Below are 12,856 nucleotides of genomic sequence, written 5' to 3' on the forward strand. Positions count from 1 at the left end.
TTCCTGAACAGCAGGATGGCGCCAGACCCTGACTCAGGTCACGAGCGCCGGAAACGAACTCGTCTAGAGCAATTCCGGGAAAAGTGTGAAACGGTTTTCCGTCCGGAATTGCGCAAAACAAAGAAGTAGAGCGGTTCGGCGTTTCCGTGAAACGATGAACCGCTCTAGGCTGCAGCGGTGTTCTCCCGCAGCAGCCGCTCGGCCGCCGCGCGCGCCTCGTCGGTGATGGTGGCGCCGGCGAGCATGCGTGCGATCTCTTCCTGCCGCGCCGCCCGGTCCATCTCGGCGATGCCGGTCGAGACCCGGTCGGCCCCGCCCGATTTGGAGATCAGGAAATGCGTCGCCGCGCGCGCCGCCACTTGTGGTGCATGCGTGACCGAAAGCACCTGCACGCGTTTTGCCAGCCGCGCCAGCCGCTGGCCGATGGCGTCGGCAACCGCACCGCCGACGCCGGTGTCGATTTCGTCGAAGACCAAGGTCGGCGCCGAGCCCCGGTCAGCGAGTGCTACCTTCAACGCCAGCAGGAAGCGCGAAAGCTCGCCGCCGGAAGCGACTTTCATCATCGGGCCGGGCCTGGTGCCGGGGTTGGTGCGCACCCAGAACTCGACCTGGTCGATGCCTTCTTCCATGCGGCTCTCGGCATCGCTTGCGATCTCGACGATGAACTCGGCCCGTTCGAGCTTCAGCGCCGGCAGTTCGGCCATTACCGCCTTGGTCAGCCCGACGGCCGCCGCATGGCGAAGCGACGACAGCTGGGCCGCCGTAATGTCATAGGCCTGGCGCGCCGCTGCAGCCTGTGTCTCCAGCGCATGCAGGCGCTCTTCGCCGGCGTCGAGATCGGCAAGGTCGGCCGCCATGGTGTCACGCAATTGTGCCAGGTCGTCGACGGCGACGCTGTGCTTGCGCGACGCGGCACGCAGCGAAAACAGCCGCTCCTCGGCTTTCTCCAGCCGCTGCGGATCATATTCGGTGGCGCGCAGTGCGGCTTCGACGCCCGACTGCGCCGCGTCGAGCGACAGCATCGCCTCGTCGAGCGACTTGACGACATCCTCGAGCAAGCCGGGCGCTTCCGTCACCTTGCGCTGCAGCCGCCTGAGCAGGCTGGCCAACTGCGGCAAGGGCGAGGACGGGCCCGAGAGCACATCCTGCGCATCGTGGATTTCCGAGGCGATCTTTTCGGCACGCATCATCGAGGCGCGCAGTTCGGCGAGCTCGGTCTCTTCGCCCGGTTGCGGATCGAGCCTGGTCAATTCGGCGACCGCCGCACGCAGATAATCGGCCTCGCGGGCAGCTGCCTCGACTTTGGCCCCGTGCCGTGAAAATTCCTGCTCACAGGTACGCCAATGCCGCCACGCCTCGCCGGTTGCCCGCGCGGCACCCAGATGACCGCCGAAACTGTCGAGCAACTCGCGATGGGCGCCGGGATCGACCAAAGCGCGCTCGTCATGCTGGCCGTGGATCTCGACCAGCGCACGGCCGATGTCGCGCATCAGCGTCACGCTGGACGGCTGGTCGTTGACGAACACGCGCGTGCGGCCGTCAGCCGTCTGGACGCGGCGCAGGATAATGTCGCCGTCGTACTCGATGGCATTCTCGGCAAGCAGCATGCGAGCCGCGTGATTGCGCGGCACGTCGAACACGGCGATGACTTGGCCTTGTGCCGCGCCATGCCGCACCAGCGAGGCGTCGCCGCGGGCGCCAAGCGCCAGCGACAAGGCGTCGAGCAGGATGGACTTTCCGGCGCCGGTTTCGCCGGTCAGCACCGAAAGGCCGGACGAGAAGTCGATGTCCAGCTTCTCGATCAGAACGATATCGCGGATCGACAGCCTGGAGAGCATGGTGACGCGCCGCTCAGGCGCCGGTGATCAGCTTCCCGGCCTTGGAGATCCACGATCCGGCATTCTCGCGCGGCTCGAGCCCACCACTCTGCAGGAGCTTGTAGGAGTCCTTGTACCACTGGCTGTCGGGATAGTTGGTGCCGAGCACGGCCGCAGCGGTCTGCGCTTCCGACGTTAGCCCCATCGCATAGTAGCTCTCGGTCAGACGCGCCAGCGCCTCCTCGACATGGCGTGTGTTCGAATAGTTCTCCACCACGTTGCGGAACCGTTTGACGGCTGCGATGTATTCGCGGCGCTCGAGATAATAGCGGCCGATCTGCATCTCTTTGCCGGCGAGCTGATCGTTGGCGAAGCGGATCTTCTCCTTGGCGTCGTCGGCATATTCGGACGTGGGCCAGCGCGTCACGAGGTCCTGCATCGTCTGCACGGTAAGACGCGCTTCCTTCTGGTCCTGGGTGACGTCCTTGATCTGGCGGTAGTAGCTCAGCCCGATAATATATTGGGCATAGGCTGCATCGTCGGTCGACGGGTACAGGGTCAGGTAGCGCTTGGCCGAACCGATCGCCTCATCGTAATTGCCCTGACGGTAGTCGGCAAAGGCACCCATCACCATCGATTTGCGGGCGAATTCGGAATATGGATGCTGGCGGTCGACGGCGTCAAACTTGCGGCTTGCCTCCTGCAGTCGCCCGGCATTCAGATTGGCGAGACCCTGATTGTAGAGCACGTCGGCCGGCTCGGTCTGATCGACATAGGTCGACAGATCGACGTCCTTCTCGGACGACATGCAGGCCGACAGAAACAGCGATGGAACGACCACCGAAAGCGCCAGGAAAACAGCCCGCCGCAGCGCCTTCGATTGACCAACTCGCTTGAAAAACATGTTTGGATTCCGCCCTTTCGGCGTCATTTCAGTCGACGGCAGCAGCCATAAACCATAATTGCCTTGCCCGGCAACGCTATCCCCGGCCAATCGCACATTTTTGTGGCGGTTTGGCGCCACCTGGAAAGCTGTGTAATTTGGCCGGCCGGTGATGCATCCATGCAACACAGCTTGACCGCAATGTGGGCCGTAAGACCTTAAGAATCAGATCATCCAGGGCGCATAGAGGGGTGCGTTGACGGCGCTCATCTCCGCGGTACGCCCGCGCTCGCGGCGCGTCGTCTCGACGATCTCGAAAGCCGAACGGTCCGACAAGAGACGGCGCAGCGCAGCCGCGTTCAGCCTGTGGCCACCACGATAGGAGCGGAAGCAGCCGATGAACCGGGCACCGGCGAGCGCCAGGTCGCCCATCGCATCCATCGTCTTGTGGCGCGCGAACTCGTTGGGATAGCGCAGGCCTCCCATGTTGATCACGCGGTTGTCGTCGCCGATCACCAGGGAGTTTTCCAACGAGGAGCCGAGCGCATAGCCGGCCGCCCACAGCCGCTCGACGTCCTTCATGAAACCGAACGTGCGGGCCCGCGCGACGTCGCGGCGGAAAATGTCGGCGTTCATGTCGGATGCAAAAAGCTGGCGCCCGATCGCCGGACTTTCGAAATCGATCTCGATCTCGAAGCGCGTGCCGTCATAGGGCCTGAACTCCGCCCAGCAGGCTCCGTTCTCGATGCGAACCGGCTTGACCACCCTGATGTAGCGACGCTTGACCGGCAGCGTTTCGATGCCTGCCTGGTCAATGGCCTCGACGAACATCACTGCGCTGCCGTCGAGGATAGGCACCTCATGGCCGTCGATTTCGATGACGAGATTGTCGATTCCAAGCCCGAAAAGCGTCGCCATCAGATGCTCGACCGTGGCAATGTGCTCGCCTTGCGGATCGCCAAGCATGGTGCAGAGATCGGTGGCGCCGACCTCGGAGACGAGCGCGCGAAATTCGTGGCTTCCGCTTGCATTCGAAAGCTGGAAGACGACACCCGTATCGGCATCCGCCGGCAGGAAATGGACGGTGACCGGATTGCCACTGTGAACGCCGATGCCAGTCAGCGTCGCGCGCGATTTAAGTGTCGTCTGATAGTCGTGCAAAACAATCCCCATAGCCCGTACTGCCTAGGTCCGCTTCATCTGCCCTGAGGGCGCGGCTCTTGATTGATCGGCAGGCAGGGCCACTTCCCCGAGACTCCCAGCAAACCGACTTTGGTCGGTGGCGAAGATAATGATCCCGCAGGGAGACTCCAAATCACGGTTTCTTACTCTTTGTAACTGCGGTCCCGGGAGGGAACGCCTCATAAGTCCTTGTTCTGAAATCGTTTTTAACGTTAACAGGCGAACAGTCTCCTGCTCGCCTGTTAACAACTGTTACGAACCGTTAACAGATCAATTGGCCTGTCGGCGCAGAAAGGCGGGAATCTCCAACTGATCGTCTTCCTGGACAGCCCGGCTCTGCGGCGTCAGTCGGCCCTGCTCGTCCAGCTGGCCGCGGCGCGGCGCGTAAAGCTGCGGATCCTGGCTGGCAAGGCGGCGCACTTCCGCCGGCGCCTGGCGCAGTTTCGGTTCGCGCGGCTGCGCCGGCTGCAGCCTTGCAGGCTCCTCTTCGCGGCGGGTCAAGCCGTTGGTCAGGCGCTTGAGCAAGCCCATCGGGCCGCTGTTTTCGTGGTCGGCCGGGCGCGCCTTGGCTTCCACTTCGGCCTTCACCTGCGGCGGGAAATCCTCGACCCGCGGCATGCGCTGGGGTGCTGCGGCAACCGGCTGCGGCATTTCACGATGCGGAGCAGGCTGCATCGCTTGCTGAACCGCTGGCTGCATCATCGGCTGCGGCTGAGCCGGAGGCGCCTGGAAGATCTTGCTCTGCGGACGGAAGTCTTCCGCATGCGCGACCGGTGCCGGGCGGGCCTGCGCCACCGCTGCCGCATTCGCCTCGGCGAGCTGAATGGCCTCGGCGACCGGGTCGGCAGCACGTGGTTCATAGATCGGTTGCTGGACAGGCGCCGGGCGCATTTCCGTGACCTGGGCCGCCGGGCGGCTGGCCGCCTTCGGCGGAGCCGTGCGGATGGCGATCGGCGCGGCAGCGATTTCGGCCGCCGATTTGTCGATGCCGGTGGCGACCACTGACACGCGGATAACGCCTTCGAGTTCCTCGTCGAAAGTGGCGCCCAGAATGATGTTGGCATCCTGGTCGACCTCTTCGCGAATGCGGGTTGCCGCCTCATCGACTTCGAACAGGGTCAGGTCGCGGCCGCCGGTGATCGAGATCAGCAGGCCCTTGGCGCCCTTCATCGAGGTCTCGTCGAGCAGCGGGTTGGCGATGGCGGCTTCCGCCGCGGCCATTGCACGGCCCTCGCCCGAAGCCTCGCCAGTCCCCATCATCGCCTTGCCCATTTCGCGCATGACCGAGCGGACGTCGGCGAAGTCGAGATTGATCAGGCCTTCCTTGACCATCAGGTCGGTGATGCAGGCAACGCCCGAATAGAGCACCTGGTCGGCCATGGCGAAGGCATCGGCGAAGGTGGTCTTGTCATTGGCCAGCCGGAACAGGTTCTGGTTGGGAATGACGATCAGGGTATCGACGCATTTCTGCAGTTCCTCGATACCCATGTCGGCCGTCTTCATGCGGCGCTGGCCTTCGAAGTGGAACGGCTTGGTGACGACGCCGACGGTAAGGATACCCTTTTCGCGGGCAGCGCGGGCAACGACGGGAGCCGCCCCGGTGCCGGTGCCGCCGCCCATGCCGGCAGTGACGAAGCACATATGCGTGTTGGAGAGATGATCGATGATCTCATCGATGCATTCCTCCGCCGCCGCGCGCCCGACTTCAGGCTGCGATCCGGCGCCGAGACCCTCGGTGACATGCGCGCCGAGCTGGATCAGCCGCTCGGCCTTCGACATCGTCAGTGCCTGCGCGTCGGTGTTGGCCACCACGAACTCGACGCCGCGCAAGCCGGCGGTGATCATGTTGTTGACGGCATTGCCGCCGCCGCCGCCGACACCGAACACGGTGATGCGCGGCTTGAGCTCGGTGATGTCCGGCTTCTGCAGATTGATGGTCATTGTCTTCGTCCTTTGCCTTTCCCGCCGCTTCGCCGCCGCGGCCGCCTATGGGGCTGTCCCCGTCAAAATTAAAAACTGTCTCTCAACCACTGACTCATTCGATGCAGTTTTCCGCCTGTTCCGGTCATCCGAAGACCGGAAATTCCCTTCGCCGGCCGGCTCTCGAAGCTCGCCATCTGTGGATAGATCAGAAGTCCGACCGGGGTCGAGAAAGCCGGCCCCTTGGCCGCCTCGGGCAAGCCTGCCACGCCAAGCGGGCGTCCGATGCGCACATTGCGGCCGAGAATGCGGCGTGCTGCTTCTGGCAGGCCGGCAAGCTGGCTGGCACCGCCGGTCAGCACCACACGCTTGCCGACGGCGTTGCCGTAGCCGGATTTGTTCAGCCGGTCGCGCAACAATTCCAGCGTCTCGTCGATGCGGGCGCGGATGATGCGCGTCATCACCGAGCGCGGGATCTGCAACGGCACCTCGCCGTCCTCGCCGATCGGATGGATGGAAACCAGGTCGCGGTCGTCGGCACTGCCAGGCAGCGCCGAGCCATGCATCACTTTCAGCCTTTCGGCGGCATCGAGCGAGGTCGACAGGCCCTTGGCCATATCCAGCGTGACGTGGTTGCCGCCGATCGCGATGGCATCGCCATGGACGAACTTGCCTTCCGAAAACACCGAGATCGTCGTCGTGCCGCCGCCCATGTCGATGCAGGCCGCGCCCATTTCGAGCTCGTCGTCGACCAGCGCAGCAAGCCCACTGGCATAGGGCGTCGCCACCATGCGTTCGACCGACAGATGCGAGCGGTTGATGCAGAGCTCCAGATTGCGCAAGGGCGCTGCGTCGCCTGTCAGCACGTGCATGTCGACGCCAAGCTGGTCGCCAACCATGCCGCGCGGATCGCGCACACCGCGCTCGGCATCCAGCGAAAAGGCTACGGGAAGCGAATGGATCACCTCGCGCTCGGCCCGCAACGCCTGCTTGGCGCCGGCGGCAAGCACGCGCTTGATGTCGGCCTCGTCGGCCTCATGGCCGCCGAGATTGATGGTGGCCGAAAAAGCCTCGCTCTTCAGCCGGCCGGCAGTCATGTTGACGATCAGCGAATCGACCGTCAGTCCCGCCATGCGTTCGGCGGCGTCGACGGCAAGACGGATGGCGTGCTCGGCACGGTCGAGATCGATGACGACGCCCGATTTCACGCCTTGCGATTTCTGGTGGCCGATGCCGATCACCTGGACGCGATGCGAGCGTCCGCGCAGCAGCTTGCCATCGTCGCGCGGCTTGAGTTTGGCCACCACGCAGCAGACCTTGCTGGAGCCGACATCCAGCACCGTCAGGATGCCGGACCGGCGCGACGAGGCATCGCTATTGCCGCCAAGCCAGCTCATATCTTCGTCTCCGGCTTGCGCTTCAGCATCTTGGGCTTTTCGTCGAGCGCGGCTTGGCGCTGTGTCGCCGCTTCCGGCGTCAACTGGACGACCAGACGATCGGAAAGGCGCATGTCGACGGCGGCGATGTCGCGCGTCAAAAGCCCGTTCTCGTGATCCATCCTGACCAGGTCGGCAATCGCCTGATCCTCACCGTCTTCGGGAAGCTTGATCGTGATGCCGTTTTCAAGCTTGAGGTCCCAGCGCCGTTCGCCGATGCGGATATAGCCCTTGATCCGCGCGGCGAGCTCCGGATAATTCTTGATCTTGGCTAGGAAATCCGGCGCTTTGGCCGGTGCGCCGGTGCCGATGATCAGCGGCAGCAATATCTGTTTGCCGCCGGAGAATGGCGCAATGACGGTGCCGGATTTCTCGATGACCGAAAGCGCGCTGCCTTGCTGCCACAGCGCGAACGGCTCGCGCTCCTCGACGCGCACTTCCAGCGTATGCGGGTAGACCTTGCGCACTGCCGCGGCTTCGACCCAGGGTAGCGTGGTGATGCGTTCGCGCGCGGCTTCGGCATCGAAGCCGATCAGCGAGGTCCAGCCGTCGAGTTCCAGCCTGTCGAGAATATCGATCTCGGACGTTTCGCGGTTGCCGACGACCTTGACCTGGTCGACGGCAAAGCCGGTGCGGGCGGTGACACTCTGGACGATGGCGTCGGAATATCCGCCGAGATAGGCGCCATAGGCACTGCTCGAAACAAGCAGTGCCGCCGACAGCATGGCAGCGCAATAGGGCGGCGCTTCGAAGTCGCCTTCGCCGAGGCGCGCCAGCACGCGCACCGGCCGGCGGAGCAGGCGCGGCAGCACGAAATGGTCGAACGACAACGGCATGCCGAACAGCGCCGGCCCGGCCGCGCCCTTCCCGTTGCCCTGTCCCCACTTCAACGCAGACACGAAGCGTCCTCCACCATCCAACTCAACAAATCGCCGAACGAGTGTCCCGCTTGCGCGGCGATTTCCGGCACCAAAGACGTCGGCGTCATGCCCGGCTGGGTGTTGACCTCGAGCCAGACAATTTCGCCGTTTTCGGAGTGACGATCGTCATAACGGAAGTCCGACCGGGAAACGCCCCGACAGCCGATAGCTTGATGAGCCTTGAGTGCCAGTGTCTGTATTTTTTGGTAAATATTCGGTGAAAGTTTTGCCGGGCATTCGTGTTTTGATCCTCCCGCGACGTATTTTGAATCATAGTCGTAAAAGGAATGGCCGGTCGGGATGATCTCGCAGACACCGAGCGCCACATCGCCCATCACCGCGCACGTCAATTCCCGCCCGTGCACATAACGCTCGACCATCACCGCGTCGCCATATCTCCACTCGGACGAGCCGATGATCTGCGGCGGATGCGACTGGCCTTCATGCACGATGACGACGCCGAAGCTCGATCCTTCGTTGACCGGCTTGACTACATAGGGCGGCTTCATCGGGTGCTTGTTCTGGATGGCGAAGCGATTGGCCACCTTCGATTCCGCCACCGGAACGCCGGCCGCCTTGGCGACCTTCTTGGCCTGTTCCTTGTTCATCGCAAGCGCCGAGGCAAGCACGCCGGAATGGGTGTACGGAATGGCGAGGTACTCGAGGATGCCCTGGATGGTGCCGTCCTCGCCGAAGGGCCCGTGCAGCGCATTGAAGACGACGTCAGGCTTGAGCTCGGCGAGCACCGAGCCGATGTCACGCGAGACGTCGACGCGGGTGACCTGGTAGCCCTCCCCCTCCAGCGTATCGGCGCAGGCTTTGCCCGACGACAGGGATACGGGCCGCTCGGACGAGAATCCCCCCAGAAGGACGGCCACGTGCTTGCTTGTCATTCCCCGTCATTTCCTCTCACAGCAGGCCTGCACCATCATGCATGGCCCGAAAAGCATCGCGCGCACTCAAATGCGCCCGAGCAACTTCGCTCCCGTGTTTCCGCAACATTGAGTCCGAGTCTCCCGGCAGGTTGCCCCCCCAGACGGAAACGCGAGTAACGCGTCGAAACGACTCAAATCAGGAAACGCTTCAGGGCAGAGAATCAGAGAGTTGATTCGCTGGCAAGTGCTTACGATTCCGATGGATTCACTTTCCGCAAAAACGGCAGCAAAATGTGAATTCATGACTCCGAAAGGCAACGGCGGTCAGCTTGCCTAAAGCAACTGCCCGAGAAATTCCTGGACGGCATGGCCCGGCCGAAAATTACCGATGCGCTTGATCTCCCACTGCAGCCGGATACCTGATCTTTCGAGCACGCGCGCACGCACCGTCTCACCGAGATATTCAAGCTCGTAGCCCGTGGCGGTTCCGGTGTTGATCATGAAGTTGCAATGCATCGGCGACATCTGCGCCCCACCAACCATCAGGCCGCGGCAGCCGGCCTTGTCGATCTCCTTCCAGGCCGAGGTGCCCTCAGGATTCTTGAAGGTAGAGCCACCGGTCTTTTCGCGGATCGGCTGCACGGTCTCGCGATGGTTCTGGACAGCATCCATCGCGGCCTTGATCGCCGCCTTGTCCTCAGGAATGCCTTCGAGCAGCGCCGACGTGAAGATCAGCCCGGACGGCGCCGCTGAATGGCGATAGGCATAGCCCATATCGGCATTGCTCAGCGTATGAACATTGCCCTTGCGGTCGAGTGCCCGCACCTCGACCACGCGCTCGCGCGTCTCGACGCCATTGGCGCCGGCGTTCATCCTCAGCGCTCCGCCAATGGCGCCGGGAATGCCGTGGTAGAAATGAAAGCCACCGATGCCTGCCTCGTAGGCAACGGCCGCAAGGCGCTTGTCGGGTGTCGCGGCGCCCGCCTTGATCGTGGTCGGCGCAATTACTTCGGTCTCGCCAAAGCCTTTGGCCGAAAGCCGGATGACAAAGCCCGCAATGCCGCCGTCACGGACAAGCAGGTTCGAGCCGACGCCGACGATGGTCAGCGGAATTTCCTCCGGCACCGCCTTCAGGAACGTGGCAAGATCGTCCTCGTCGGCCGGCTGGAACAATGCGTCCGCGAGCCCGCCGGCTCGAAACCAGGTGATCTTGTCCATCTCGGCATTGGGCGTGATGCGGCCGCGCAGTCCGGCAAGCCGGTCGCCAAGCTTCTCGATCAACGCCTGGCCGCGCATCATGAGATGGTCCCGCCGAGTTCCTTGGGCAGCGCATAGGCCCATTGGGTGATGTTGCCGGCGCCGAGGAAGACGACGAAATCGCCCGGCTTCGCCACCTCGCGCACGATCGGCGCAATCGCCGCCGGACCTTCGATGTAGCGTGCGTCGCGATGGCCGCCGGAGCGGATGCGCGACACCAGTGCGTCGGACGTGACGCCGTCGATCGGTTCCTCGCCGGCCGCATAGACGGGCGCCACCATTACCGTATCGGCGTCGTTGAAGCAGACGGAAAACTCGTCGAACAGATCGCGCAGCCGGGTGAAGCGATGCGGTTGTGTAACGGCGATGATGCGACCCTTGGTAGCGCTGCGCGCAGCTTTCAGTACCGCCGTGATCTCGACCGGATGATGACCGTAATCGTCGAACACATCGACACCGTTCCACGAACCGGTATGGGTGAAGCGCCGCTTGACGCCCGCGAAAGACGACAGGCCCTTCTTGATTGCCTCAGCCGAAAGGCCGAGCTCATGCGCGACGGCAATCGCCGCCGTCGCGTTGGAGACATTGTGGCGCCCGGGCATGGGCAGCCGCAGGCCTGATATCGTTATCTGGCCGTGCGTCTTGCGGTCGCGGATCACCACGTCGAATTCCGAGGTCGGGCCGTCCATGCGGTGATTGGTGAAGCGCACGTCGGCCTGCGCATTTTCGCCATAGGTGATGACGCGCCGGTCCTCGATGCGGGCGACCAGCGCCTGCACCTCGGGATGGTCGGTGCACATCACACCAAAGCCGTAGAACGGCACATTCTCGACGAACTGACGAAACGCTTCGCGCACTTTGTCGAAGGAGCCGTAATGGTCGAGGTGCTCGGGGTCGATATTGGTGACGACGGCAATCTCGGCCGGCAGCTTGAGGAAGGTGCCGTCGCTCTCGTCGGCCTCGACCACCATCCATTCGCCGTCTCCCATGCGGGCATTGGTGCCATAGGCATTGATGATGCCGCCATTGATTACCGTCGGGTCGAGCCCGCCGGCTTCGAGTAGCGTCGCCACCATCGAAGTCGTCGTCGTCTTGCCATGCGTGCCGCCGATCGCGACCGCCTGCCGGAAGCGCATCAGCTCGGCCAGCATTTCGGCGCGCCGCACGATCGGCAGCAACTTCTCTCTCGCCGCCTTCAGCTCCGGGTTGGATTTCTTGATTGCGGTGGAGACGACGACCACTTCGGCCTCGCCGAGGTTTTCGGCCTGATGGCCGACGAAGCATTCGATGCCCTTGTCGCGCAGCCGCTGCACATTGGCGCTGTCAGCCTGATCGGATCCCTGCACCTTGTAGCCGAGATTGTGCAGCACCTCGGCGATGCCGCTCATGCCGATGCCGCCAATGCCGATGAAATGCACGAGGCCGATCGTCTGTGGCATCTTCATGCGTGCGTCTCCTTCCTGAATTCCGAAACGGATTTCCTGGACGCAATAGCCTCTGTCAGATCGGCGAGCAACCGCGCCGCGTCGGGTCTTCGCACCGAGCGGGCCGCCGAGGCCATGGCGGCGAGCCTGTCGCCGTCGCCCAGCAACTCCACGATCTCGCCTGCGAGCGCCGCCGCGTCGAGGCCGGGCTGGCGCCGCATCACCGCGCCCCCCGCATTGACGAGGATCTGTGCATTGTGGCCTTGATCGTCGTCGAGGGCATGCGGAAGAGGCACGAGGATGGCCGGCCGGCCGATCACCGAAAGCTCGAGCACCGTCGACGCGCCCGAGCGTGAGACGACGAGATGCGCGGCGGCCATGCGCGCCGGCAGATCGGAGAAGAACGACGCGACCTCGGCCTCGATGCCGAGAGCGCGGTAGTGCTCTCTCACCCGCGCCTCGTCCTCGCCGCGTGCCTGCTGCACGATGCTCAGCCGCGAGCGCATTGCGCTGGGCATCGCCGCCACCGCCTCAGGCACAGTGTCGGAAAAATAGCGCGCGCCCTGGCTGCCGCCGAAGACGAGCAGCCGCAGCGGTCCGCCGGGCTCGGGCACGGCATAGGGCCTGCCGGCCACGTCGAGCACCGCCTGCCGGACCGGATTGCCAGTCTCCACGATCTTGGCCGAGAAGGGACCGGAGGCCTTGAGGAAGCCCCCCGCAATCGCCGTCACCCGCGGCGCGAGCGCCTTGTTGGCGCGGCCCATTACCGCGTTCTGCTCATGGATCAGCGTTGGCGCACCGCGTCGCGTCGCCGCGAACAGCGGCGGCAGCGTCGGATAGCCGCCGAAGCCCACCACCGCATTCGGCCTCAGCCGGGCGATCAGGGCGGACGACTGGCGGAATCCACGCCACAGGGTCCAGAAGGTCCGCGCGACAGTCAGCGGATTTCTCGACCCGAAGGTAGCGGAGGCGATAGCGTGGACGCCGTCGCCGGGGAACCTGCCGGCATAGCGCTCGGCGCGGTCGTCGGTGGCCAGATGTACCGCCCAGCCGCGCGTCTTGAGCTCATGTGCCAGCGCCTCGGCCGGGAACAGATGTCCGCCGGTTCCGCCTGCCGCCAGAAGGATGACCCCCTTCGCCAT

The 12,856-nt window shown here is 63.9% G+C and carries 10 protein-coding genes; all 10 read right to left on the reverse strand.

Annotated features, from left to right (window positions below; genetic code table 11):
- Positions 1-164 precede the first annotated feature (164 nt).
- Positions 165-1,838, reverse strand: coding sequence for a DNA repair protein RecN (gene recN / locus NKJ32_RS13380; protein WP_352570479.1), 1,674 nt, complete (start codon positions 1,836-1,838; stop codon positions 165-167).
- 13 nt (positions 1,839-1,851) lie between these two features.
- On the reverse strand, positions 1,852-2,721 hold the full coding sequence (locus tag NKJ32_RS13385; protein ID WP_023676756.1) for an outer membrane protein assembly factor BamD: 870 nt from the start codon (positions 2,719-2,721) through the stop codon (positions 1,852-1,854).
- Positions 2,722-2,925: 204 nt separating this feature from the next.
- Complete coding sequence (lpxC, locus tag NKJ32_RS13390; RefSeq protein WP_254818982.1) at positions 2,926-3,873, reverse strand: UDP-3-O-acyl-N-acetylglucosamine deacetylase; 948 nt, start codon at positions 3,871-3,873, stop codon at positions 2,926-2,928.
- Between the two features lie 279 nt (positions 3,874-4,152).
- Positions 4,153-5,823, reverse strand: a complete 1,671-nt coding sequence (gene ftsZ / locus NKJ32_RS13395; RefSeq protein ID WP_352570480.1) for a cell division protein FtsZ — start codon at positions 5,821-5,823, stop codon at positions 4,153-4,155.
- Positions 5,824-5,891: 68 nt separating this feature from the next.
- On the reverse strand, positions 5,892-7,199 hold the full coding sequence (ftsA, locus tag NKJ32_RS13400; RefSeq protein ID WP_023676759.1) for a cell division protein FtsA: 1,308 nt from the start codon (positions 7,197-7,199) through the stop codon (positions 5,892-5,894).
- Positions 7,196-8,137 (reverse strand): cell division protein FtsQ/DivIB, encoded by a 942-nt coding sequence (locus NKJ32_RS13405; RefSeq protein ID WP_023676760.1) that lies wholly within the window; start codon positions 8,135-8,137, stop codon positions 7,196-7,198. The genes ftsA and NKJ32_RS13405 overlap by 4 nt, the downstream gene beginning before the upstream one ends.
- A complete protein-coding gene (locus NKJ32_RS13410; protein ID WP_023676761.1) occupies positions 8,125-9,051 on the reverse strand; it encodes a D-alanine--D-alanine ligase in 927 nt (308 codons plus the stop codon). The genes NKJ32_RS13405 and NKJ32_RS13410 overlap by 13 nt, the downstream gene beginning before the upstream one ends.
- Positions 9,052-9,366: 315 nt before the next feature.
- Positions 9,367-10,332, reverse strand: a complete 966-nt coding sequence (gene murB / locus NKJ32_RS13415; RefSeq protein WP_031211769.1) for a UDP-N-acetylmuramate dehydrogenase — start codon at positions 10,330-10,332, stop codon at positions 9,367-9,369.
- Positions 10,329-11,735: a UDP-N-acetylmuramate--L-alanine ligase gene (murC, locus tag NKJ32_RS13420; protein WP_352456166.1), complete on the reverse strand. Its 1,407-nt coding sequence runs from the start codon at positions 11,733-11,735 to the stop codon at positions 10,329-10,331. The genes murB and murC overlap by 4 nt, the downstream gene beginning before the upstream one ends.
- Complete coding sequence (gene murG / locus NKJ32_RS13425; protein ID WP_352456167.1) at positions 11,732-12,856, reverse strand: undecaprenyldiphospho-muramoylpentapeptide beta-N-acetylglucosaminyltransferase; 1,125 nt, start codon at positions 12,854-12,856, stop codon at positions 11,732-11,734. The genes murC and murG overlap by 4 nt, the downstream gene beginning before the upstream one ends.

It is taken from the genome of Mesorhizobium sp. M0159 (assembly GCF_040322295.1).
Lineage (GTDB): Bacteria > Pseudomonadota > Alphaproteobacteria > Rhizobiales > Rhizobiaceae > Mesorhizobium.